The sequence below is a fragment of the Jeotgalibacillus haloalkalitolerans genome (assembly GCF_034427455.1).
Taxonomy (GTDB): Bacteria; Bacillota; Bacilli; order Bacillales; family Jeotgalibacillaceae; genus Jeotgalibacillus; species Jeotgalibacillus haloalkalitolerans.
Genome location: NZ_JAXQNN010000004.1, coordinates 64,901 through 90,861, shown reverse-complemented (window position 1 = coordinate 90,861; position 25,961 = coordinate 64,901). Strand labels below are relative to the sequence as shown.

Sequence of the window (25,961 nt, the reverse complement as noted above, 5' to 3'; positions counted from 1 at the left end):
TAGATGTTTGACCTGCAGCACAAAGAGACTGGGAGGATGGTGAGATCCCAGGCAGTTCACTGATCGAATTACAACTGTCTTATGGATGTACGGTTTGAGTGAGTGTAATACTAATTTGGGTGGTACCGCGGAGTTAACTTCGTCCCTTTTGTGGGGGCGGAGTTTTTTGCGTCTACATTGTCTGGTTTGGAGGACTTTTTATGAAAAAGATTCATCAGGAAATTCTGCCTTCTTTAACAGAGGGAGCACTGATTGTTGTAATGATCATTGCCATTATGAGTGTAAGTATGATTGGTTTTGGTTCCGTGCCTCATATGCCAATTATGATATCGATCCTACTTTTAATTTTATTCGGATTGATTAAAAAAGCACCATTCAAAAAGTTGCAGGAAGGAATGATTTCAGGCGCAGCTTCCGGAATGGCAGCAATTTTTATCTTTTTGTTTATAGGTGTGTTAATCAGTTCATTTATGCTGTCGGGCACAATTCCGACACTCATGTACTACGGGTTGTATTTAACTGATTTTCCATTTTTCTTTACCGCTGTATTTGCGATTACAGCCATTATCGGAATCAGTATAGGCAGCTCTCTGACTACTGTTGCAACAGTCGGTGTGGTATTCATTAGTATTGCCGGTTCACTTGATCTATCTCTGGCGGTAACAGCGGGTGCGATTGTATCAGGTGCTTTTTTCGGTGATAAAATGTCTCCGCTGTCTGATACAACGAACTTAGCTTCATCCGTTGTGGGTGTCGATCTCTTTACCCATATCCGCCATATGTCATGGACAACGATTCCGGCATTTGTTTTAACGGCAGTATTTTTTATGCTTTTTTCATCTGATCAGAAAGCCGGAAATAGCGGAATCTCGGCAATCAGAGACCAATTGTTGGACACAGGGTTGGTCCATTTATACAGCCTGCTGCCGATTCTCTTACTGTTTATTTTTGCAGCTAAAAAAATTCCAGCGCTGATGACACTCATATCAGCCATTCTGTTCAGTATTGTGATTACTTATTTTCACAGTACTGTACCAGTATCAGAGCTCTTTCAGGTTTTATTTTCAGGTTATTCAGCTTCATCCGAGAACGAGCAGATTAATGAACTGCTGAACCGAGGTGGGGTTGAGTCAATGATGTTCACGATTTCACTTGTATTCCTTGCCCTGGGACTCGGTGGATTATTATTTACGACAGGTGTAATTCCTGCGCTCTTTGAGAAAATAAATCATTCAAAAAATACGCTCGTTAAAGCAGCGGGTACAGCTGTTGGAACAAACGTGCTGATCGGTGAACAGTATTTATCAATTCTTCTGACAGGCGAAACATTTGCCCATAAAGTGGATGAAGAAAAAATTGAAAGAAAGAATCTGTCAAGGGTACTTGAAGATGCCGGCACGGTGATCAATCCGCTGGTACCATGGGGCGTGTGCGGTGTATTCATTACAGGTGTTTTAGGCGTTGAGGTGATTGATTACCTTCCTTTTGCTTTCTTTTGCCTGATCTCTCCGGTCCTGACATTGCTTTATGTTTTCACTGGATGGACTGTTACGAGAGCCGAATGATTTGATGATATTGTGAACGGGACATTTTAAAATTGATTAGCGACAGGTTTGTCGGTATAGTGAAAAGTACAGTAAAATGCTGGTTTATTTAGACTGGCGGAAGGAGCGTTTCACTTGAACATCAGTCGTTTTTCAATCAGACGGCCCGTATTTACAATCGTAACAATGCTGATTGTTCTTTTAATAGGTACAATCTCGTTAACCAGGATCCCGCTTCAGCTGATCCCGAACATTAATGCGCCGGTCTCAGTTGTCGTTACATCCTATCCGGGGGCAGGCCCGACAGAAGTGCTTGAAAAAGTTACAAAGCCCATTGAGGCACAGGTGGCACAGCTTCCCGGGCTTGAAAATGTCCAGTCTACTTCAACAGAGGGATCTAACCTGGTCCTGCTTGAGTTTAACTTTTCAACAGATATTGATGAGGTTGAAGGGGATATCAGACGGGCAGTGGAGCAGGTGCAATTGCCGGATGATGCAAATCAGCCCCGTGTTCTTAAATTTGACCCGTCTCAGTTCCCTGTTATACAGATGAGTCTCAGATCTTCAGATGAAGAAACGAATATCCGTAATCTTGCTGAAGAACTTGAAGTGGAACTCTCAAGAACAGAAGGCGTTGCGAGTGTAGATATCTCAAACTCTCTTGCTGAGGAAGTCAGAATTTCACTTGATCAGGACGAGCTTCAGACATTTGGTCTGACTCAGACAGATATCTCAAATGTAATCCAGGCTAATAATGTTTCGTTCCCTGGTGACACTGTTGAAACAGATGGTAAGAGCCTGACCACAAGGATTTTGAGCACATTAACTTCAGTAGAGGAAATTGAAGATCTTGTTGTCTCAGCAGATCCTGCCACAGGTGATGATATAACGCTTGCGGATGTCGCAAGCGTAGAGCTCGGAGAACCGGAGCAGTCAGTGATCACACGTGCAAATGATGAAAGTGCCGTCCTGATCAGTGTTTTACAGGAAGCAGATGCAAACACAGCGGACGTTTCCACTGCATTTCAAGATGCGCTTAATGAATTACTTGAAGAAGAACAGTATGAAAGCGTAACAGCAGATGTGCTCTTTGATCAGGGGGATTACATCCAGCTTGCGATAGGGAATATTGCCAGTTCATTAATTTTCGGTGGACTTTTCGCGATGGCAGTATTGTTCTTATTTCTGAGAAATATTAAGAGTCCGATTATTATTGGTGTGGCAATCCCATATTCAGTCATTGTGACTTTTGTATTGATGTACTTTGCAGATTTCTCACTTAATATTTTCACGCTCGGTGCATTGGCACTTGGAATTGGGATGCTGGTCGATAATGCGATCGTTGTACTTGAAAATATTTACAGACATCTGGGAATGAAAAAAGATCCTAAGACAGCTGCAAGAGATGGTGCTAAAGAGGTAGCAAGTGCGATTACAGCATCTACTCTTACCACGATTGCTGTTTTTATACCAGTCGTATTCATAGAAGGATTAATTGGTGATTTATTTACTGAATTTGCCTTAACTATTTCATTCAGTTTATTTGCCTCACTGGTCGTCGCTTTAACAGTTATTCCGATGCTCGCGAGCAAAATGCTGAAAGAACCAAAAGAAGACCTTGAGAAAAAGAGAAGGCAATCTCCATTTACAAAACGCTTTATGGGGTCGGTTAAATGGTCTCTCAGACACAGATGGGTGCCAATTCTTATTACATTTATCCTGCTGGGTGCAGGTGGTTTCGGCATTGCATCAGTCGGAACTCAATTCCTTCCGGCCACTGATGAAGGTTTCTTTGATATCAGTGTCTCACTTGAAAATGGTACTGCTTTAGAAGAAACTGAAGCGGTCATCTCGGCAATTGAAGATGAATTAAGACAGGAGGGCTCAATTGAAGTTTATCTGAGTCAGGCTGGCTCCTCCGGTCAGGGTGGAATTGATAATTCACCTGATGGTTCGTCAGGTAATATCTTTGTCAAGATGAAGCCGCTTGAAGATCGTGACATATCAGTATTCGAACTGATTGAAAAGATCACACCTGAAATAGAAGAGGCAGCAACTTCAGTAAACGAAACTGCAGAAGTGTCTGCTTCTCTGCAGACTGCAACAGGTACTTCACCACAAACTTTATCATTCAGTGTAAGGGATACAAATGAAACCCGTCTGAATGAATCTGTTGATCAGATCAGAGATGCATTACTGGAGCTCAATACGATCACTGAGGTTGAAACTGACCTTGAAGATACAGTTGAAGAAGTTCAAATTGAGATTAACCGTGAAGATGCAAGAGCAGCTGGACTGTCTCCTGCCCAGATTTCCCAGGAAGTGAATGCTGTTACAAGAGGGGCATTGACAACCCAGATTATCACGGACGATTCAGACGTTTATGACGTATATATTCAATATGAAGAAGAAATTGCCAATACAATTGAAGGACTTGAAGATCTAGCGCTAAGGACACCATCAGGAGAGTTTGTAACTCTTAGTGAGGTTGCAGAGATCTCGATTGGGGAAGGTCCTGTATCGATACAGAGAATAGACCAGCAGGCCGCAGTAGGATTTACAGCTTCCTATACGACAAATACAAACCTTGGTGCGGTCTCGCAGGAAGTGGATGATGCAATTGCAGATCTGAATCTTGCTGATGAAACTGAAGTAGTATTTGGTGGAGACAGAGAGCTGCTTGAAGATTCAATTATGGATATGCTTTTAGCAGTAGGTCTTGCAGTTGTATTAGTGTACTTTGTAATGGCTGCACAGTTTGAGTCATTTAAGTACCCGTTTGTTATTATGTTTACAGTACCGCTAATGGTTATCGGTGTTGCGATTGCGCAATTCGTTACGCAAACACCTGTCAGCGTAACCTCGATTATCGGGTTGTTGATCCTGACCGGTATTGTTGTAAATAATGGAATCGTACTTGTTGACTATATTAATCAGCGAAAAGCTGCCGGTATGGCAAGTTACGATGCGATTTATACATCCGTCAGAGACCGTGCACGTCCAATTCTGATGACTGCACTAACAACCATCCTTGGGCTGGTGCCATTAGCACTCGGAATCGGTGAAGGAACGGAAATTAATCAGCCGATGGCCATTACAGTGATTGGAGGACTTATCAGTTCGACATTCCTGACACTGTTCATTGTGCCGATCGTCTATAGTTTCCTTGATCCGGAAACAAGAAAAATGAATAAGAAGCAGAAGGCGAAATAACAGTAGGACCTGAGACAAAATGTCTCGGGTTCTTTTTCGTAAAGTGTTTTTTTCTGTATAATCAGAATAAGAGGAGTGATCATATGAAAACTGGCTATTTTGTAACTGGATTTCCAGGGTTTATCGGTGAAAAATTATTAAGAAAATGGCTCAATGAAAAAGATGAAAAGCATATCTACCTGCTCGTATTGCCTTCGATGCAGCAAAAAGCTGCTGAAAGGATTGAAAAGATCAGAAATGAAATCAAGACGACGTCAACTATTCATATTGTTCAGGGAGATATTACAAAAAGTAATATGGGTTTATCATCAACAGTCTCCGCTTATTTAAAAGATAAGATTCACTATGTCTGGCATCTTGCAGCAGCATATGACCTGGCAATCGAAAAACCAATTGCCTACAGAGTGAATGTGACAGGTACGTACCATGTTAATGAATGGGTAAAATCATTATCTGATCTGAAACGCTATATCTATTTTAGTACTGCTTATGTCGCCGGCCGCAGAACCGGGGTCATTAAAGAAACTGAGCTGATCAGACCTGACCATTTCAGAAATTACTATGAGGAAACAAAGTTTGAGGCAGAGGTATTGGTCGATCAGCTGAAAAAGGATATGCCTGTGACCATTTTGCGCCCCGGTATTGTAAAAGGGGACACCGTTACAGGCGAAACAAGTAAGTTTGATGGTCCTTATTATTTACTGAATATATTTGATAAAACGAAAAATCTATCCAGACTCCCATATATCAGCAAAAGCCGTGCGAAGCTGAATGTCGTACCGGTTGAATATGTGATTGAAGCTGCCTGTTACTTAGGACGAAATGGAGACAGTGCAGGGAAAACCTATCATCTGACAGATCCAAATCCATATCCGGCAAGAGAAATATACCGTTTTCTCCTGCAGAAACAAACTGGAAAGACACCTTCGGGATTTGTTTCGCATAAGTTAATGGATAAAGCTCTCGCTATCCCAAAGGTCAGAAAGCATCTGGGGGCTGAAAGAGAAGGGCTTGAGTACTTCTTCTGGGAAGGAGAGTTTGATCAGTCTGAGACTGCACGGGATCTCAATGGATCAGGTATTCAATGTGCAGACTTTTTAGAAGGACTTGACGCCATGGTGGACTTTTATAATCGCCATAAGCATGAAAAAAATTACCATACATTTATAAAATAGTATTGTCACCATTCCAGAGAATGGTATAATGAACATAATTCAATAGCGCTTTGACTGGTTGTCAAGGGGGAGTAGCTTTAGCTGTGCAGACAGCTAATTATGATCGTCACGACATGAACACAGCGGTTCATCGGTCATAATGGCATGATAAATGCTTTGCAAGACCTTTGCCTTTTATTAGGTGAAGGTCTTTTTGCGTTTTTAACCACTGAAAAGAGCTTCATGATTAATTCATCGGTTATTGGAGAAAATGAAGATAGAAAAGAGGAGGAAATAAAGAATGGATGCAGCGTTATTATTGGAATATGGCTGGGTACTTCTCATTCTGATTGGACTTGAAGGGATCCTTGCAGCAGATAATGCGGTAGTAATGGCTGTCATGGTTAAACACCTGCCACCTGAACAGCGTAAAAAAGCATTATTCTATGGTTTATTCGGAGCATTTGTTTTCCGTTTTGCATCATTATTTTTAATTGCGGTTTTAATTGATGTCTGGCAGGTACAGGCAATAGGCGCGGCTTATCTGTTATACATTTCAATCAGTCATGTGACAAAACAGATTATGACTAAAAAAGATGAATCTGTTGAAGCTGAAGAAGCAGAAAAAAATGCGAAAGGTTCTGGATTCTGGATGACTGTCTTAAAAGTTGAGCTGGCGGACATTGCTTTCGCCGTTGACTCAATGCTTGCTGCAGTTGCACTGGCGCTGACGCTGCCTGCAGTTGGCGCATTTGAAATCGGCGGGATGGACGGAGGACAATTTATCGTCATTTTCCTGGGTGGTTTAATTGGACTAATCATCATGCGTTTCGCGGCTCACTGGTTTGTGAAGCTGCTTGGTAAATATCCACTACTTGAAACAACAGCATTCCTGATTGTTGGCTGGGTGGGTGTAAAGCTGGCGGTGCTGACACTGGGTCACCCGAATGTACAGCTGATTGATACACACTTCCCGCACTCAACTGAATGGAAAATTATTTTCTGGTCAGTGCTTGTATTAATTGCTGGTGGAGGATATATTCTGGCAAAGAAGCGTGGTCAGGAAAGTACTGTTTATTAATGTGTAAGGTCTGCTCTTTAAAGGGAGCAGGCTTTTTTTGTGCCTCTATCCAGAAAGATTAAATAAATTGAAAACCACCCCCTCATATTACAAACATATTACGTAAGCTTTATTAAAAGGCGACATCTTCCATTCAGCACAATTTACCGGTACAATTTATCTATGACGTGTTGAATAGAGGTGGAGAGGTTGCTATCTTTCCTGTTATTTGGATTATATAAGTTTTCTTCTAAAATGACGCTTGAAGAAAAAGTGGTTCATATACAAAGTGGGGATACACAGCTTTTATCTGAAGTGCTTGAGGATTATAAGCCTTTTGTGAAAAAAGCTGCATCGAAAATTTGTCATCGATACATTTATGACTCTGATGATGAATTTAGTATCGCATTAATCGCATTTAATGATGCGTTAATGAAATATCAGCCGGAGAAGGGTGCTTCAGTGATCAGTTTTTCAGAAATCGTCATCAAAAGGCGAATGATTGACTATATCAGAACCCACCGGAAAGAAAAGCAGGAAATGCTCTTCGAACCGGGTGGGGAATCACTTGAAACTGCCCGTTATTTGGAAAATGATCAATCGATGAAGCAGTATCAATCCGAGCTGGAATCGGAATTAAGAAAAGAAGAAATTGCGCAATACACTCTTACACTTAAAGCATTTGGGCTCACATTCAGCGAACTGGTGAACTGTTCTCCAAAGCACCAGGATGCCAGAAAAAATGCGATTTTTATCGCAAAGCTGGTCAGCTCGAATAAAGAATGGTTTGCAGAATTAAAGGATAAAAAAAGGCTGCCGATAAAAAAAATTGAAAAAGAAGTTGAAGTCAGCAGAAAAACGATTGAACGGAACCGGAAATACATTATTGCGGTAGCCGTTTTGCTGAATGGCCGTTTTCCTTATCTATATGAGTATGTGAAGGAGCAGTTATGATGAAAAAAGGAATTGTGATGGAAGTAAAGAGGAGGCACCTTGTTCTTTTAACTGGAGAAGGCGAGTTTTGCAGGGTGAAAAAGCCTGCTGAACAAGTTGGCGTGGGTGATGAAGTAGTCTCGAGTGAATTGACGGTCAGATCCTATAACCAACTGATTGCTACAGGTGCAATGGCAGCTATATTTATGATTGCATTTGTTATCCTTCAACCTTTTTTAAATCAGAAAACCTATGCACATGTCTCAATAGATATTAATCCAAGCTTTGAGATTGAATTAAATAAAAATAATGAAGCGGTTATGCTTGAGCCGGTGAATGACGATGCGCATGCGATTTTTGAAAATCTGGATTGGGAAAACAAGCCGGTTGGAGATGTCATTGCATCAATCGTCCAGGAAAGCATCCGGGCAGGCTTTTTAGCATCGGAGGATGGAGCCGTGACTATTTCAACAGCTGTATCTGAAGAAGCAGACGATGCGTTTGAAAAAGAGCTTCAGTCTTTACTTAAAAGCTGGTCTCAAACGTCGAATGTATCACAGGTTGCTTTCCTGAAAGGGGATATGCAGGATGTGATAAGAGCAGATGAAAGAGGTATTTCTTTTGGACAGCTGCTGGCTGAGCAAAAAAGTGAAAATGAGCAGCTGATTACACCGGAAAAACCTGCGTCAATCACTGAGCAAAAAGATGATCTGGTAGAGACAGTTGAAGAGCCGGTTGATATACCGGAAGAGGATCCGGCACCACCTGCTTCTGTCCCTGATGAGGAAACTCCAACAGAAACAGTGCCTGCTAACAGTCAGGGTATGAATAAAAAAGAAGAGAATCAGGAAAAGCAGGAGCAAAAGAAAGTGGAGCAACAGGAGAAAAAAGAACAAAAGCAGGAAGAGAAGGAAGAATCAAAAAACAAAAACACCGGAAACAGTGGGAATAACGGTAATGGCGGAAACAACGGAAACAACGGAAACAACGGAAATAGCGGAAATAGCGGAAATAGCGGGAATAACGGGAATAACGGGAATGGCGGCAACAATGGCAATAATGGGAACAACGGAAATAATGGAAATGTGGGCAACAACGGCAATGGCAATGGCGGTAACAATGGTAACGGAAAGAATAATGGAAACTAAAGCAGGTGAACCCCTGCTTTTTTTTGAGCAGAAATACTGGGCAACTGTTTACAGTTTTTAAATTCCTATTTAATTATTACCGGTTTTCGTATAAGCTAATGATAGATTTCACAGAAGGGAATTAAAAACCATGTGGCAGATGCTGAAAGACAGAATTAGAAAGCTAAAACCTGCCCAGCTGATTGTTACGTATTATTTTCTGGCAATCAGTTTGTCATTCGGGCTATTAAGACTGCCATGGGTACACCAGCCTGGGCAGGAAGTCTCCTTAATTGATTCATTATTTACTGCTGTAAGCGCAGTGAGTGTAACAGGACTCACCGTCATACAAATTTCAGATACATACACTGTTTTTGGGATCGTGATGGTTATGCTGATTTTGCAGCTTGGCGGAATTGGTATTATGTCTCTGGGAACTTTTGTATGGCTGTTAATAGGTAAAAGAATCGGATTGAGAGAACGGCAGCTGATTATGCTGGATCATAATCAATATAACTTATCCGGTGTAGTTAAGCTTATTATTGAAATCATTAAAATCCTGCTGCTTATTGAGGCAATCGGGGCCTTATTATTAAGTCTTTATTTTACCCAGTTTTATGAAACGTGGGCTGAAGCGGTTCTGCACGGCGTATTCGCTTCGGTTTCAGCTACGACTAATGGCGGTTTTGATATAACAGGACAATCAATGATTCCGTATGCAAATGATTACTTCGTACAAATCATCACAATACTACTGATTATTTTAGGTGCGATTGGATTTCCTGTACTGATTGAGTTAAAGCAGTTTTTAAGTCATAAATCAGGTCCGTTCCGGTTTTCTTTGTTTACAAAATTAACGACGATTACATTTGGAATCTTACTTATTATTGGGACGCTGCTTATTTACTTAATTGAATTCAATGAGCGATTTGCTGATATAAGCTGGCACCAGGGGCTTTTTTATGCGCTTTTTCAATCAGTCTCCACCCGATCAGGAGGTCTTGTTACGATCGAGGTAAGTTCATTTACAGAGCCAACTCAGTTAATATTAAGCCTTTTAATGTTTATCGGTGCTTCTCCAAGTTCTGTAGGCGGTGGGATCAGAACAACAACGTTGGCTATAGCGGTTCTTTTTCTGATCAATTTCTCGAGAGGAAGACACCACATCCAGGTGTTCGGAAGAGAGATCCATCTGATTGATATTTTCAGATCATACGTTGTCATTATCCTGGCAGTATTGATGTCTATGGTTTCTGTTATTACAATCATGATTCTTGAAGATCTGGATGTGATTGCTGTTATATTTGAAGTCACATCTGCATTCGGGACTTCCGGAATGTCTATGGGGATTACCCCGACACTATCAACGCCAAGTAAGATAATCCTGATGATTCTGATGTTTATCGGACGTGTTGGTCTGATCTCATTCCTGTTTATGATTGGCGGTAACAATAAAAAAGAGAAATTCCATTATCCAAAAGAAAGAGTCATTATCGGATAATGAAAAGATCCTTAGCGCGAAAGGCGCTAAGGATCTTTTTGTGTGAGCGGTTATTACCTCGTCAGACTCTGAACCTGGTCTTTTGAAAACTCAAATATGGCAGCCTCACCGTTTTTAGGATCATAATAAGCCAGCAGGTACATTGCAACCGGCTGCCCGTTAAGAAGCTTCAAACCTTCTTCAAGTACAGTGTGCTTATGAAGTTCTTTTTGGTTCAGATCAAGTGATACAAAAGTTTTTCCTGCCATCTGTGGACTTGAAAGAAGACTGTCATAGACATTGCTGGACCGTTTTTCTTCTTTATTCCACCAGGCTTTTCTAGGCTTGAATTTATGTTTTTGCAGGTAATCTTTTTTCATCAGATAAGACACATACGGAAGCACTTCAGGCTTATATTCTTCAATAAACTGGTAGAGTCTTTTGAATAGATCCTCAAGTTGGTGACCGATGCGGGACCATCCTTTTTCATCCCAGTAGGTTCCGAAATCCTGATAAAAATCAAATGGTGTAGCAAAGACTTCAGTTGTCAGATAATCAATTGTTTCGTCCAGTCTGTGATCATTCCAGTACTTTTCAAGGACATCTTCAACCTGTTTGATGCGCAGAATCTCATCAAAAGAAAGCTGGTTATTTCCGAGAATTTCATACGGCGCATGGTCCATAAAAACATATTGGTGATCTGCTGCATTGATTCTCAGACCGGTTCCCCTCAGCATCTTTAAAAACCCGAGCTGAAGCTCTTCAGGACCAAGCGTATAGACATCGTTAAATGTCTGCTTAAAGGATTGATAATTTTCTTCAGGAAGCCCTGCAATCAGGTCAAGGTGCTGATCAATTTTACCGCCTTCTTTTACCATTGTGACGGTTCTCTTCAGCTTCTCAAAATTCTGTTTTCTTTTAACAAGCTCATTTGTGTGGTCATTAGTGGATTGGACGCCGATTTCAAAACGGAATAATCCTGCAGGCGCATGGTCATTTAAGTACTGAATCACTTCAGGTCTCATAATATCCCCGGTGATTTCAAATTGAAACACTGTTCCAGGAAGATGCTCTTTAATCAGAAATTCAAACATTTCCATCGCATAGCTTCTGCTGATGTTAAAGGTTCTGTCTACAAATTTAAATACTCTGGCGCCATGCTGCATTAAATAGCGGATGTCATCCTTTACAGCTTCCCGGTCAAAATATCTTACGCCAACTTCAATTGACGACAGACAGAATTGACATTGAAACGGACAGCCTCTGCTTGTTTCAAGATAAGTAATTCTTTTTCTCAAGTCAGCCCGGTCTTCTTCAAATCTGAAAGGGGAAGGGAGCGTCTTTAAATCTGTCTTTTGCGGCTGGGGAATAAGATGCATTTTATCATTCACAAGGCATGCAGCGCCGTGAACCTGATTAAAATCAATTTTACCTGAGAAGTAATCAAGCAATTCCGTAAATGTCGCTTCCCCCTCACCAACTGCAATAAAGTCGACGTCGTCACGCAGACGCTTCAACCAATACTGCACATCATAGGTCACCTCAGGGCCGCCCAGGATGATTTTGACTTCAGGTAAAATCTTTCTCAGCATGCGGATCACCTGAATCGTTTCTTCAATGTTCCAGATATAACAGCTGAAACCTATGATATCCGGCTTTTTGGCATAAAGATCTCCTACGATATTTAAAATTGGATCATTAATGGTGTATTCAGCAAGTTCAATATCATGCTCAGCCGCTGCTGCTTTCAGATATCGGATCGCAAGGTTTGTGTGTATATATTTGGCATTTAATGAAGCCAGTACTGTATTCATATTTCTGCTCCTTTATCAACAAATCAACCCCTATTCTACATGAGAGAATAGGGGTTGACAATAAATGTTCGTTATAATGAAGTGAAAGGTAAAAATGGTTTATTTTATCAAAAACAAATGTTAAAATAAGACAACGACGTGTCGGAAATTTCAAAAAACATCATTCTTTATGATTTAACATTTTTCTTGCTTTTGAAGCCCTTAATTCGACAATTGGCTGTCCAGCTGCCGCTACCAGTCTTGATGACAGGAAGATCGTCAGTAATAGGGAAGCTGCCATAATGATGAGCAGAGACACATAAGGATTGACGATTAATCCAAGACCGCTCTCACGGTAAAACTGAATGATAAACCCATGGAAGAGGTAGACATACAAAGTATTCAGTCCCCATCTTGTGAAAAAGGTTTTTGAGACAGGTGCCAGTGAGAAAAATGCAACAACCAGCCCGAAGCTGACAGCATAAATTAAAAGTCTGAGTAAAGGGCTCGCTTCTACCGGCGTTCCCAGGTCTTCATAAGAATGAGATCCGAACAGCCATCTGCTGCTCCAGTCCGGTAAATAATAGATCGAAATAAACGCCACTGCAAGTGAAAGCACTGAAATGATTTTTATTCTCTTATCTTTTAATTGACTGAAGAAATCCCTGTTCAGATAATGACCTGCAAGGAAAAATGGAAAAAAGACAAATGTTCTTGATAAGCTTAACGTGGACGTATAGTCATTCACAAAACCAATCATCACACCGAGAATAATACTGATCAGCATAGCTGCCTTCCACTTCAATTTCAATACGTCTCTGAACAAAATTAACAGCAGACTCCAGAAAAACAGACTGACTAAAAACCATAGTGCCCACTGCGGATTCAGTGGATCAATCTCAAGGTTATTCTGATTTCTGAGGAAGTAATAATAAATCGTATAGATCAGCTGAAAGATCAGATAAGGAACAATCAGCTTCTTTAAAAGCTTTAAAAACAGGCCTTTTGAATAGGATGATTTTGCAAAGTAGCCGGCAATTAAAATAAATGCAGGCATATGGAAAAAGTAGATTGTCTGATAAGTAGTCATGAGAATCGGATCTTCCTCTATACTGCTTTGAATCGCATGACCAAAGACAACTAAAAAGATTAATATAAATTTCGCATTATCAAAATAATAATCACGTTTCGACATTGTTACACCGCTTTCTATTACAGTTCATTCATCATACATACCCTTTTTTATAATTAATAAATCTGGTGAAATTGGCATAATTATTAATGAACATCATTCTAACGAAAAGTAGGGATACAATCATGCTCTCCAGACATTTGTCTCAATTGGATTCAATTCATAATCGTGCGGATCAGTCAAAACCCGACTCACAATCTGACCGGCTGCTAAAATATATAAATGAATGTGCAATTGTCCTGAATCCCGATGGAATTATACTCAATTTTAATGAGCAGAGCAAATGTCAATTTCATCCTGAGAGCGGAACTGCGATTTCAAAACATCTGAAAAGTGAACATATGGCGTGGTTAAAGGCTTGTATGCTCGGTGAAGAACAACGTGTGGAAGATCTTCAATTTTTTACGGGATGGAATGTGATGGATTGTAAGGGTGAATGTATTCCTGTCTCTGGAGAGGATGCATTTATTCTGATCCTGAAAGACTCCGGTCGTATACCGGAAGAATTGATCTACGCAAATGTATTTAAAAAAGCGATTCATGGCCTGCTAATTGTAAAAGAAGATGGGGTTATTGTCAGATCAAATTTATTTGCTGACAAACTGTTAGATCTAAAAAAAGATGAAGAGGTAAACTTTTTTCAACAAATGGATCAATTTGAGACTAAAGAGAATTTACCCGGATTTGCTCAGCAGCTTGCACCACATAATGAAAGCAGTATGCTCAGCCAAATCGTTACAATTGGCGAAAGAAGCTATGAATTTACAAAAGTAAATCATGTAACTGACGGATATCACTTAATTGTGATCAGGGATATCAGTCATGTAATTGAATACATGGACCGTGCAGATCAGCAGGATACACTCAAAGTCGTTGGTCAGCTGGCAGCGGGTATCGCGCATGAGATCAGGAATCCGATGACTTCACTGAAAGGTTTTGTTCAGCTGCTTGAAGCGGATCTGCGAGACAGTCAGAAGATGTATTTTGAAGTGATTCATTCGGAGCTGAACCGACTTGAGAAGACGATGACTGAGTTTCTAATGCTGGCAAAGCCAAAAAACAGTTTGCTGCAGAAAATTAATATGACGAAGGTACTTGAAGAAACAGTTCATATCATGCAGCCGCAGGCACTTTTGCATGGGATTGAACTTTGTTTTACAGCTTCTGATCATGAGAACTGGACCTTTGGAGATGCTAACCGTCTGAAACAGGTGTTTATTAATCTGATAAAAAATGCAATAGAAGCCACGACAGGCAGAGGCAGGATAGAGATTTCGATTCATCAGAAAACAAAAGAATTAATTGCATCAGTCCGTGATAACGGGTGTGGAATTCCAAAAGAAAAGCTGGACAAATTGAATGAGCCCTTTTATACGACGAAAGAAAATGGAACCGGACTCGGTTTACCTGTCAGTATGAAGATAATTGAAGAACATAGAGGCTCTGTTGAAGTCATCACCAGGGAAAATGAAGGGACTCAGTTTAACATTTCACTCCCGTTAATCAGTTGAGGAGCAATAAAAGATCACAGTAAAAAGCGGCCGCATTTGCGGCCGCTTATCGCTTTGGATCAGTAAAAGTCAGCTCTCCGGTCATCAAAGATCGGAATTCTCTTGCGGATTTCCTCCACTTCCTCCGGATCAATCTCACCATAAATGATTTCTTCCCGGTCAGAACCTTCTGCGATTACTTTACCCCAGGGGTCAATGATGAGGGAATGACCGCCAAATTCATTCGCATGATCACGCCCGACCCTGTTACAGGCAATGACATATACCTGATTTTCTATCGCTCTTGCCTTTAGTAATGTAATCCAGTGATCAATTCTCGGTGCCGGCCATTCAGCAGGTACGACAACTGCTTTAGCACCGTTCAGGACAGATTTTCTAATCCATTCGGGGAATCTGATGTCATAACAGATAAAGCCGGCAAAATGAATGGGGCCAAGCTTAAATGCCGGGTCATCATTACCCTCTTTTAAGTGCAGGTGTTCATCCATCAGTTTGAATAAATGCAATTTGCTGTATTCATGAATCAAACTGCCTTTATGATCGATCACCGGCATTGTATTATAAATATGACCATCTTCAGATTTTGCTACCGAACCGCCTATAAAATGAATGTTATGTTTAATTGCCAGGTCTTTTAAAACGGCCACTGTCTGATTAAAGTGATCATTCATATTTTTAAGATTTGGCAGGTCATACCCTGTGGTCCAGAGTTCAGGCAGGATAATCACATCCGCCGGCTCCATTTTCTCAATCCAGCTCTTCACTTTCTTAACATTTTCTTCAGGAGATCCAAAAGTTATATCCATTTGGAATATCGCTATTTTCACGTGCTTCACCCACTTTTCAGAATCATCTTTACAATTATACATTTACGTTATAACATTTAGGGCAATAATTTGAAAGAGGGGAATTTTTGTGAAAACGTTTGAACAATCGGATCGTCTGAATCATTTACCTGAGCAATTCTTTGCTAAGCTTTCATCAAAAGTAATGGAAAAGGTAGCAGCAGGGCACGATATTATTAACCTTGGGCAGGGAAATCCTGACCTGCCGACACCTGAACATATTGTCAGCAGACTTCAAAGCGCTGCTGAAAATCCGGTGAATCATAAATATTCTCCTTTTAAAGGAATGAAGTATGTAAGAGAGGCTGCAGCAGCTTTTTATAAGCGTGAGTATGGTGTGGACCTTGACCCTGATCACGAGGTGGCACTGCTGTTTGGCGGAAAAGCAGGGCTTGTGGAATTACCGCAGTGCCTTGTAAATCCAGGAGATGTGGTTCTGGTACCGGATCCGGGCTATCCAGATTACTGGTCAGGTGTTTCACTGGCTGAAGCTCAGATGGTCATGATGCCACTGCTTGAGAAGAATCAGTTTCTTCCAGATTTAAATAAGATTGATGAAGAGTCTGCAAAAAAAGCAAAGCTGATGTTTTTAAATTATCCTAATAATCCTACCGGAGCGCTTGCAGATCAATCATTTTTCGACGAAGTCATTGCTTTTGCTGAAAAGTACGATATCTGTGTGGTGCATGATTTTGCTTACGGCTCCATCGGTTTTGATGGAAACCGGCCGGTCAGCTATCTGCAGTCTGAGCGCGCGAAAGAAAATGGTGTGGAAATCTATACTTTATCTAAAACCTTTAATATGGCAGGATGGCGAGTAGCTTTTGCTGTAGGGAACCCTTCAGTTATAAAGGCGCTGAACCTTCTGCAGGATCATTTACATGTCAGTTTATTCGGCGCGGTGCAGGAAGCAGCTGAGTCAGCATTAATTGAATCATATGAACCTGCATTGGCGCTGTCTGATACTTATGAAAAAAGAAGAAATACAATGGTCCAGGCATTTAACGAAGCAGGATGGCAGGTGGAAGCGCCTAAAGGGTCATTTTTTGCCTGGTTCAAAGTGCCGAAAGGGTATACGTCAGAAAGCTTCAGTGATCTGCTTCTTGAAAAAGCGGGCGTTGTTGTGGCACCAGGAATCGGCTTTGGTGAGAGCGGGGAAGGCTACGTCAGAGTAGCGCTGCTCGCTGATGAAGAAAGAATTGAAGAAGCCGCTGCAAGACTATCAAAGCTCAATATTTTTAATACATAAACAGATATGCTGCAAATGAGGTGAAGCGATTGGCAAATGATCATGTTCAGTTAACAATTCTGCAGACGAGTGATATTCATGGGCATGTGAGGTCTACTTCTCACTGGGGTACAGATGACACACACGGTATGGCACGGCTGTCTTCCCTGATTAAAAAGATACGTCAGAATGATCCTGATCTATTATTGCTTGATACAGGAGATATGTTAAAAGGAAGTCCCTTAACGTACCATTACGCAAAATATAATGATCATATGCCGAATCCGATGATTTCTATCATGAATCATCTTGAATATGATTGTGCTGCAATTGGAGAATATGATTTTGATTATGGTCTTCCTTTTCTCAGCAGAGCGGTTGGAAGGTCTTTCTTCCCCTGGCTTGCGGCAAACGTTGTGCATAAGACAACAAAAGAACCCTATTTTGGTTTTCCTTACACAGTGAAAACTGTAAACGGTGTTAAGGTCGCGATACTTGGTATTTCGGCGACCAGAAAAAATGGAGAAGAACCATTTGTGTTTAAAGACATTCTGTTTGAAGATGCCTATGTTGCTGCAAAGCGCTGGGTCGGTTTTATTCATGAGACAGAAAGCCCCGACCTTGTCGTTGTGAATTATCACGGCGGATTTAATGGTGCTTCTTCCCGCAGCATCGATCAGGGAGAGGCAATATGTTCAATTGATGGAATTGACATTCTTTTAACCGGCAGGGAGCACGAGAAAATCAGTGAGATTAAAAACGGGAAATTTGTTATGCAATCCGGTGGTTACGGAGAAGTGCTAGGAGAGGTTAAAGTGTCACTTTCCGGTTTTGGGTCTTCATTTAAAATTGAAGCGATCGAGGGATTATTTCATTCAGCCCGTGAAACTGAGCCTGACGCTGAGATCGAAAAGCTGATTCATTTCCAGGAGCTTGAAACAATTAACTGGAGTTTGCGTGAAAAGGTGCCGGATCATTTTAAGGCTGCAAAATCAAAGGATCAGACAGTAAACGATTGGTTGAAAAAAATGAGACTAAAGGATTATATTGACTTCTTTTAGTGCTCATCGCTATACTTTAAAAGATGAATCTGACAAAAGGAATGACTGAACATGACAGATGGAGCGGATTATAACCAATCATTAAAGCTGTTTATTGTATTATCGAGAGCGTACAAAGCAATAAATGAAACCAGCAGCAAGTTTTTTCAGGAGCACGGGCTGAACCCTACTGAATTTGGCGTGCTTGAATTACTTTACCACAAAGGAAAGCAGCCTCTTCAGAAAATCGGCGGTAAGATTCTGCTTGCAAGCGGGAGTATTACCTATGTTGTAGACAAGCTTGAAAAAAAGGGATTGATCACAAGGATTGCTTCTCCAGAAGACAGAAGGGTTACATATGCTGAGATTTCAGAGGAAGGTCACCGGTTTATGAGTGAAATTTTTCCTGAACATGAAAAAAACCTGCATGAGCTGATGACGGCCTTGTCAGACGAAGAGCAGAAACAGGCAATTGATCTTCTTAAAAAACTCGGACTTTCCATTAAGGATCTTTCGTATTAACCTGAATCAGCGGCAAACCCGAGAACTTTACACCGGATCATTCCGGTGTTTTTTTCTGGGAAGATGAAGGAAGGTACACACTGTCAGTCGAAATATATTTATAGACCAATAGGTAAGGAGAATGTATATGTTGAAGTTTAGTGACTATGAATATAAACGTCCTGATCTGGAGCAGATAAAAGCTGAATTTAATCAGCAGCTTGAAGCATTTCGAGATGCACAGGCACTCAAGGAACAGGAACAGATTATTTTAAAGATTAACCAGCTGAGAGATGATGTTTCCACTCAGGGAAACCTGGCATTTATCAGAGCGTCAATTAATACAAAAGATGAATTTTATGAGAATGAAAGAAATTTTTTCGACGAAGCCGGACCTGAGTTTGAGGAGTTAAGTACGCTGTTTTATCAGGAACTAGTAAAGTCACCTTACCGGAGAGAGCTGGAGGAGAAATGGGGCACTCAGTTCTTTGATCTGGCTGACTTCTCAATTAAATCTTTTAAACCGGAAATTATTCCATTACTTCAGGAAGAAAACCGTCTGTCATCCGAATATTCCAGGCTGGTGGCATCAGCTGAGATCCAGTTTGAAGGGGAAGTGCTGACACTTGCGCAGATTGATCCTTATACTGAGTCTACTGATCGTCAAATCCGGGAAAAAGCTGTAAAAGCAAAATTTGATTTTTTTGCGGAAAATGAGAAAAAATTTGATGAACTGTATGACAAACTGGTGAAAACGAGACATCAGATTGCACAAAAGCTGGGGTATAAAAACTTCGTGGATGTCGGTTACCTGAGGATGCTGAGAGTGGATTATAACGCAGAGAAAGTTGCGAAATTCAGAGATCAGGTACGTACATATATCGTTCCTCTTGCCACAAAGCTCAGAGAACGGCAAAAAGAGAGAATCGGTGTGCAGGATTTAATGTTCTGGGATGAATCACTGGCATTTTTAACAGGGAATGCAAATCCTGAAGGTGGTCCTGAATGGATTATTGAAAAAGGAAAACAGATGTATCAGGAGCTCTCGCCTGAAACAAATGAGTTTTTTACTTTTATGAATGAACGTGAATTGATGGATCTTGAAGCCAAGAAGGGAAAGGAAGCGGGCGGTTACTGCACGTTTATTGAAAACTATGAAGCCCCGTTTATTTTCTCAAACTTTAACGGAACTTCAGGTGATATTGATGTCTTAACGCATGAAGCAGGACATGCATTCCAGGTCTATATGAGCAGACATACAGACATTCCGGAATATGTCTGGCCGACGCATGAAGCGGCAGAAATCCATTCAATGAGTATGGAATTTTTGACGTGGCCGTGGATGGAAAATTTCTTTGGGGAACAAACAGAGAAGTATAAGTTTGCACATTTAAGCAGTGGTATTTTATTCTTGCCTTATGGGGTTGCCGTTGATGAGTTTCAGCACCGCATTTATGAAAAGCCGGATATGACACCTGCTGAGAGAAAAGCAGTATGGAAAGAGCTTGAGGAAATCTATTTGCCGCACCGTAATTACGGGGATCACAACTATTTAAACAGCGGCGGTGTATGGCAGCGCCAGGGTCATATCTATGAAGCGCCATTCTACTATATTGACTATACACTTGCCCAGATTTGTGCATTTCAATTCTGGAAAAAATCAAGAGAAGATTTTGACGCGGCCTGGAAGGACTATGTACATTTATGCAAGCTTGGCGGTTCGAAATCATTCACAGAACTGGTGAAAGAAGCAAATCTCAAATCACCTTTTGAAGAAGGTAGTCTTGAGTCGGTTGTGAAAGAAATTGAGAATTGGCTTGATGGCGTGGATGATAAAAAGCTTTAATTTTAAAAGAGGATGGGACAATAAGTTGTCTCATCCTCTTACTCGTTTCGCTGCGCTTCAGGCGGACGCTTTCCCCGGGGACGGCGGTGAGCCTCCTCGTCGCTGCGCGCCTGCGGGGTCTCACCTGTCCGTCACATCCCGGTGGAGTCGCCGCCTTACGCTACGCTGCACTTAAATGTTTATTATAAAATTGTTTAACTCAACAAAATAGATTGTTAAATCACAACATTTATTTTAAAACCTTTTCAATTTTAATTTCCTCACCAACAAGCACGGCTCTCAGCTGCTTTTCTTCAGGGTAATCGTACATAAAGTCAGTAACCTGATCTTCAATTTTCTCCTGAATCACTCTTCTGAGCGGACGTGCACCAAATGATGGATGATAGCCGAGATCAGCAATTTTTGCTTTGACTTCCTCTGTCACCTCGAGTGTCATCTGCTGTTCTTCAATCAGCTCATTTAACTCATTCAACATCAGGTCAACAATCTTGATCAGGTGCTCTTTTCCAAGTGAATCGAATTCAATAATACTATCGAATCTGTTCAGGAATTCCGGCTTGAAAAAGTCGCTGAGTGATTCAAGAATGGATGCTTCATCAGCTGCCTGTGTTGCACCAAAGCCTACAGCTTTCTTTCTTGTTCCAACTCCGGCGTTACTTGTCATGATGATCACCGTTTCTTTAAAGCTGACTGTGCGGCCCTGACTGTCAGTCAATCGTCCATCTTCCATAATCTGAAGGAACATATGCATGACGTCAGGATGCGCTTTTTCAATCTCGTCCAGCAGCAGGATGGTATAAGGAGAACGGCGGACTTTTTCAGTCAGCTGTCCAGCCTGATCATGTCCTACATATCCAGGCGGTGAACCGATCAGTTTTGATACGCTGTGTTTCTCCATGTATTCACTCATATCAAGACGGATCATATGGTCTTTTGAACCAAATAATTCTTCTGCGAGTGTTTTGGATAATTCAGTTTTACCAACACCGGTCGGACCAACAAAGAGGAATGAACCAGCTGGGCGATTTTTAGATTTAAGACCTGCACGGCTTCTGCGTACAGCTTTTGCAACACGTTTTACGGCTTCGTTTTGTCCGATTACATGTGTGCGCAGATTTTCTTCAAGCTCAGTCATTTTCTTATGCTCATCCTGTTCTAGCTTTCCGACAGGAATTCCTGTTTTCCGTTCTATGAGTTTCTGTATTAATTCAATACCAACGACAGGCTTTTCTGAAGTCGCAGGCTTGTTCAACGCTTTTTCAAGTTCTTCTTCTTCATCTCTTAATTTAGCTGCTTTTTCGTATTCCTCATGTTTAAGCGCTTCTTCTTTCTCAGCGTAAATCGCTTTTAACCGTTTCTCCACAGCAGCCAGATCAGCGTTGTCTAATGTTAGATTCAGCTTCGAACCTGCTTCATCCATCAGATCAATTGCTTTATCAGGAAGGAACCGGTCCTGAATGTAACGTTTTGATAATGTCACCGTCGCTTCAATTGCTTCAGGGCTGTATTGTACGCTGTGAAACTCTTCATATCTCGGTGCGAGTCCTTTAAGAATCTCAATTGCTTCTGGAATAGAAGGCTCTTTTAAATGAATCGGCTGGAAACGGCGCTCCAGTGCGGCATCCTTTTCAATCTTTCTGTATTCACTTAGTGTTGTAGCACCGACCAGCTGCATTTCACCGCGTGCAAGAGCAGGTTTTAAAATGTTTCCTGCATCCATTGAACCTTCTGCTGAGCCTGCACCGACAATCTGGTGAATCTCATCAATAAACAGGATCACGTTTTTACGCTGCTGCAGCTCACTGATCAGCTGTTTCATTCTCTCTTCAAATTGTCCTCTGATCCCTGTATTTGAAACAAGGGAGGCTACGTCTAACAGAATCACTTCTTTTTGCTTCAGCTTCTGCGGAACAGTACCTTCAGCAATTTTCAGTGCAAGTCCTTCAGCGGCAGCGGTTTTACCGATACCCGGCTCACCAATTAAGACAGGGTTATTTTTGTTTCTTCTGTTCAGAATCTCAATCATTTGTTCTATTTCAGCATCACGGCCAATCACAGGGTCAATTAGACCTGCATCAGCCAGGTTAGTCAGATTTCTTCCATACTCCTCTAACAGTCCTTCATGAGACTGTGCTTCAGACTCCTGCTGCTTCGCCTGTCCGAAAGGCTGGAATTGATCATTGCCTTTTTTATTCATTGCAGCATGAAGCTTTGAGCGCTCTTCTTTATAGCAAGCGGAGCACAAATGAAAATCCTGAACCTGATCATTTAATTGAACTCTGAATTGTATATTTGCAGGCTTACTCTGGCATTTTTGACAAATCATTGTGACTCCTCCTTCAGTAGTTTTGATCAAAGAAAGTTTGACTAACTTTGACTTTCTGATTTCAGTATACTTTGACCTTTATTGACTTTCAAGTATTTTGTTTCGGTTGTAAATTTTGCAGAGTGGAAGTGGTTTTTTGCGAGCTCTGTTAGCTGTTCGCGGTTGTGGAGTGGAGGGTTTACATGTTAACTGTTTAAAATAATGCAAAAAAACCACTCCCTTAATAAGGAAGTGGTCAAGTCTTTTATTCAATTGTTTCTGCCATCTTAATAAATGCATCCTCGAAACCGGTACCTGCTTTTGTATGAATCGCAATTCTTACATATAGATCATTTTTTTCATAGAAATAAGTTTTAAACTGTTCTTCACCGGCAGCTGCTTCATAGCCTGCGATGATCTCATTCGCACTGCTTTCAGGTGTCCACTCTCCGGCAGCTTCTCCTTGAATGGCATCAGCCTGACCCTTCATCTGCTCTTCAATTAAAGCAGTCTCAGCCTCAGCCTTAGGATATGTGTAAATCCGCATAAATTGAGAGCCGTCCTCATCATAAAAAACCTGGTCTACAGTCGGTTCTTCAGGTGTAAAAGTAAAGCCTTCAGCTAAGTAGAAGCTGTAATTGTTTTCTCCGCTTTCCTGTAGAAATGCAGTGCGTTCAGTTTCTTCACCGTTAATTGAAAGTATCATTGGCTGTTCGAGCAGTCTCATTTCAGTGCCTGCTTCAGTTTCCTCAGCTTCTTCTTCATTTCCTTTTTCAGCGGACTCTTCTTCAACAGGAGATTCTGATTCCTCAGCTTCTTCCATCTCTTCAGCAGGCTGTTCCTCCTCAGTCACCTCATCAGGTTCCCCGGAAGGCGTCTCCGTTTCCTCAGTAGCCTCAGTCTCTTCAGTTGCTTCTTCCTGAGCCTGTTCACCGTTCGAGCCTTCTTCAGCGTTATTCGTACCGCATGCCGCCATAAAAGCAGTAAGCATGAGTACAAGCATGAATATCATCAGCTTTTTCATCTTCATTCCTCCATTCGGTATGTATGCGGTTATATCAAGTAGACGGTATAAGTTTGTAAAAGTTTCAAAAAAACCATAAAGTGATATAGACAATAAATATGTTAAAAGCAGGTGAATCAATTTGATGAAAGAAGAAGCTGGTGAGCTACTCGAGAAATTAAAAAATGGAGAGGTAAAAGAGGTTACAGTAGCAAAGGAAGACTTTGATCTTTTCAGAAGTGTGCTGACTGAAAGAGATGACTTTAAACATTTTCGCGGGATCGCAGGACACTTTGGGAAAACAGTGTATCAATATCTTGAAGAGCCAAGAAGCTAAGGGGGAATTTGATGAAAACCGTAGTCGTAACAGGTGCTGCAAATGGAATCGGACTGGCTATTGCAAAAGCTTATGTGAATGAAGGCGCTTTTGTCTATATGGCAGATATCAATTCAGACAAGCTGACAGAAGAAGCCGGTAAATTAGAAAATGCAGAGGCAATGACAGCTGATGTGTCTAAATATGAAGACGTCAAAAAACTTTTCACTCATGTAAAAGAACAGTCTGGTTCAATTGATATTCTAATTAACAATGCAGGGATTTCAAAGTTCAAATCGATCTGGGAAGTCACAGTTGAAGACTGGGAAAGCATTCTGCATACAAACCTTTCGAGTGTTTTTTACTGTTCCAGAGAAGCAGCTTTATTAATGGATCAGGGAGGATCAATCGTCAATCTCTGTTCCACACGTGCCCATATGTCTGAGCCGAACACTGAAGGCTATGCAGCGACTAAAGGAGGCATTTTTGCACTCACTCACTCGCTGGCAGTGACCCTGTCTGAAAAAGATATTACGGTTAATGCAATCAGTCCCGGCTGGATTCATACGGGTGATTATGAAGAACTGAGGGAAGTAGATCACGGTCAGCATCTTTCCAACAGAGTCGGAAAGCCGGAGGATATTGCGAGAGCATGCCTGTTTTTGACAGATGAAGCGAATAACTTCATTAATGGTGAAAATCTTGTCATTGATGGCGGGATGACGAGAAAAATGATTTATGAGCACTAAATAATATTGTAGGTGATGAACTTCCGGATATTTGATCCGGAGGTTTTTTTATAGGTGTGAAAAAAATTAAATTTTATTAAACTAAATTAACTATGCTCTCATATGCCTACTGTCTTCCAAAAAACATGAAACCTTTTTTCAGAATGTTAAGTATACTATGGATAAGACTATTTATAAGAGGAGCGGTAAGATGAAAAACGCACTGATCGAAGAAGTTGGAAAAGCAGTCGTAGGAAGAGAAAAAGAAGTAGAATTATTAACGATCGCACTCCTGCAGGGTGGACATGTACTGCTTGAGAGTGTTCCAGGCACGGGGAAAACGCTGCTGGCTAAATCATTTGCTAAAGCATGTGGAGGGGACTTTGCACGTGTACAGTTTACACCGGATGTGCTGCCATCTGACGTGACAGGGCTTCATTATTTTAATCCTGAAACAAGAACCTTTGAACTGAAAAAAGGACCTGTGATGACGAATTTTCTGCTTGCTGATGAAATTAACAGGGCTACTCCGAGAACACAGTCTAGTCTTCTTGAAGTAATGGAAGAAAAGCAGGTCACGATTGATGGGGAAACGCTGACTTCTGCATTTCCTTTTATGGTCATTGCAACCCAAAACCCGGTTGAGTCTCAGCAGGGAACTTTTCCGCTTCCCTATGCTCAGCTGGACCGTTTCATGTTCAAACTGCCTTCTGATTATCCGGACTATGAAGATGAAGCCGGCATTTTAAAGCAATGGGTGTCTAAACGTGAACTTCCTCTTTTGAAAGAAGTGGTTGCAATAGAAGAGATAAAGAAGGCATCTAGAGAAGTAAGAGACGTGACCGTACATAACGAAATAACAGATTATATTCTGACGCTGATCAGGGCAACGCGATCCCATGAGTCAATCGAGTACGGGGCCAGCCCGAGAGCTGCTGTGACGCTGCTTAAGGCAGCACAGGGCTCAGCCTATCTGCAGAACAGAAGCTATGTGCTTCCGGAAGATGTGAAAAAATTGTTTCATTACGTGCTTGGACACCGGATCCAGCTGACTCCTGAAGCATCATTAATGAAAAATAATGAGCAGGTCTTAGACGATGTAATCGCTTCAGCTGATGCACCGGTTGAATTGAGGCTTTAAG

General features: G+C 41.3%; 20 protein-coding genes. 15 read left to right on the top strand and 5 right to left on the bottom strand.

The genetic code is table 11. The features are described 5' to 3' along the window. Positions 1-200 precede the first annotated feature (200 nt). From nhaC to UFB30_RS11935, 7 genes are all read left to right on the top strand, one after another. On the top strand, positions 201-1,565 hold the full coding sequence (gene nhaC / locus UFB30_RS11965) for a Na+/H+ antiporter NhaC (protein WP_322421936.1): 1,365 nt from the start codon (positions 201-203) through the stop codon (positions 1,563-1,565). A gap of 114 nt (positions 1,566-1,679) precedes the next feature. Then, positions 1,680-4,757 carry an efflux RND transporter permease subunit gene (locus UFB30_RS11960; protein ID WP_322421935.1) on the top strand — a complete coding sequence of 1,026 codons (3,078 nt, stop codon included), beginning with the start codon at positions 1,680-1,682 and terminating at the stop codon, positions 4,755-4,757. 83 nt (positions 4,758-4,840) lie between these two features. Continuing rightward, on the top strand, positions 4,841-5,932 hold the full coding sequence (locus tag UFB30_RS11955; protein ID WP_322421934.1) for an SDR family oxidoreductase: 1,092 nt from the start codon (positions 4,841-4,843) through the stop codon (positions 5,930-5,932). A 280-nt stretch (positions 5,933-6,212) separates the two neighbouring features. Next, positions 6,213-6,992 (top strand): TerC family protein, encoded by a 780-nt coding sequence (locus UFB30_RS11950; RefSeq protein WP_322421933.1) that lies wholly within the window; start codon positions 6,213-6,215, stop codon positions 6,990-6,992. A gap of 180 nt (positions 6,993-7,172) precedes the next feature. Next, complete coding sequence (gene sigI / locus UFB30_RS11945) at positions 7,173-7,925, top strand: RNA polymerase sigma-I factor (protein WP_322421932.1); 753 nt, start codon at positions 7,173-7,175, stop codon at positions 7,923-7,925. Then, entirely contained in the window at positions 7,925-9,052 is a 1,128-nt protein-coding gene (locus UFB30_RS11940; protein WP_322421931.1) for an anti-sigma factor domain-containing protein, read from the top strand. The genes sigI and UFB30_RS11940 overlap by 1 nt, the downstream gene beginning before the upstream one ends. Before the next feature lie 130 nt (positions 9,053-9,182). Further along, a complete protein-coding gene (locus UFB30_RS11935; RefSeq protein ID WP_322421930.1) occupies positions 9,183-10,532 on the top strand; it encodes a TrkH family potassium uptake protein in 1,350 nt (449 codons plus the stop codon). Positions 10,533-10,585: 53 nt separating this feature from the next. Here the strand turns inward: UFB30_RS11935 and UFB30_RS11930 are convergent, their stop codons facing one another. Beyond that, positions 10,586-12,325: a B12-binding domain-containing radical SAM protein gene (locus tag UFB30_RS11930; protein ID WP_322421929.1), complete on the bottom strand. Its 1,740-nt coding sequence runs from the start codon at positions 12,323-12,325 to the stop codon at positions 10,586-10,588. Between the two features lie 160 nt (positions 12,326-12,485). After that, positions 12,486-13,499, bottom strand: a complete 1,014-nt coding sequence (locus UFB30_RS11925) for an acyltransferase family protein (protein WP_322421928.1) — start codon at positions 13,497-13,499, stop codon at positions 12,486-12,488. Positions 13,500-13,585: 86 nt separating this feature from the next. Here UFB30_RS11925 and UFB30_RS11920 point away from each other — a divergent pair, with 86 nt between their 5' ends. Further along, positions 13,586-15,007, top strand: coding sequence for an ATP-binding protein (locus UFB30_RS11920; protein ID WP_322421927.1), 1,422 nt, complete (start codon positions 13,586-13,588; stop codon positions 15,005-15,007). Positions 15,008-15,066: 59 nt separating this feature from the next. On the opposite strand, the gene UFB30_RS11915 is transcribed toward UFB30_RS11920, so the two are convergent. Next, positions 15,067-15,834, bottom strand: a complete 768-nt coding sequence (locus tag UFB30_RS11915; RefSeq protein ID WP_322421926.1) for a carbon-nitrogen family hydrolase — start codon at positions 15,832-15,834, stop codon at positions 15,067-15,069. A gap of 88 nt (positions 15,835-15,922) precedes the next feature. Between UFB30_RS11915 and UFB30_RS11910 the strand changes: the two genes are divergently transcribed. The 4 genes from UFB30_RS11910 (at position 15,923) to UFB30_RS11895 (ending at position 20,467) form a co-directional block, all read left to right on the top strand. After that, positions 15,923-17,101: a pyridoxal phosphate-dependent aminotransferase gene (locus UFB30_RS11910; RefSeq protein WP_322421925.1), complete on the top strand. Its 1,179-nt coding sequence runs from the start codon at positions 15,923-15,925 to the stop codon at positions 17,099-17,101. Between the two features lie 29 nt (positions 17,102-17,130). Continuing rightward, positions 17,131-18,141: a bifunctional metallophosphatase/5'-nucleotidase gene (locus UFB30_RS11905; protein ID WP_322421924.1), complete on the top strand. Its 1,011-nt coding sequence runs from the start codon at positions 17,131-17,133 to the stop codon at positions 18,139-18,141. 51 nt (positions 18,142-18,192) lie between these two features. Beyond that, positions 18,193-18,642, top strand: a complete 450-nt coding sequence (locus UFB30_RS11900; RefSeq protein ID WP_322421923.1) for a MarR family winged helix-turn-helix transcriptional regulator — start codon at positions 18,193-18,195, stop codon at positions 18,640-18,642. A gap of 127 nt (positions 18,643-18,769) precedes the next feature. Continuing rightward, positions 18,770-20,467 (top strand): M3 family oligoendopeptidase, encoded by a 1,698-nt coding sequence (locus UFB30_RS11895; RefSeq protein ID WP_322421922.1) that lies wholly within the window; start codon positions 18,770-18,772, stop codon positions 20,465-20,467. 229 nt (positions 20,468-20,696) lie between these two features. Here UFB30_RS11895 and UFB30_RS11890 read toward each other — a convergent pair whose 3' ends face one another. Together UFB30_RS11890 and UFB30_RS11885 are read right to left on the bottom strand one after the other, a co-directional pair. Next, complete coding sequence (locus UFB30_RS11890; RefSeq protein WP_322421921.1) at positions 20,697-22,793, bottom strand: ATP-dependent Clp protease ATP-binding subunit; 2,097 nt, start codon at positions 22,791-22,793, stop codon at positions 20,697-20,699. 244 nt (positions 22,794-23,037) lie between these two features. Then, on the bottom strand, positions 23,038-23,796 hold the full coding sequence (locus tag UFB30_RS11885; RefSeq protein WP_322421920.1) for a DUF8580 domain-containing lipoprotein: 759 nt from the start codon (positions 23,794-23,796) through the stop codon (positions 23,038-23,040). 124 nt (positions 23,797-23,920) lie between these two features. Here UFB30_RS11885 and ykzS point away from each other — a divergent pair, with 124 nt between their 5' ends. The 3 genes from ykzS to UFB30_RS11870 all read left to right on the top strand — a co-directional run bounded on the left by ykzS (position 23,921) and on the right by UFB30_RS11870 (position 25,960). Further along, a complete protein-coding gene (gene ykzS / locus UFB30_RS11880) occupies positions 23,921-24,112 on the top strand; it encodes a protein YkzS (RefSeq protein WP_435390884.1) in 192 nt (63 codons plus the stop codon). Between the two features lie 11 nt (positions 24,113-24,123). Next, a complete protein-coding gene (locus tag UFB30_RS11875; protein ID WP_322421918.1) occupies positions 24,124-24,840 on the top strand; it encodes an SDR family NAD(P)-dependent oxidoreductase in 717 nt (238 codons plus the stop codon). 190 nt (positions 24,841-25,030) lie between these two features. Next, on the top strand, positions 25,031-25,960 hold the full coding sequence (locus tag UFB30_RS11870) for an AAA family ATPase (protein WP_322421917.1): 930 nt from the start codon (positions 25,031-25,033) through the stop codon (positions 25,958-25,960). Position 25,961: the final 1 nt, after the last annotated feature.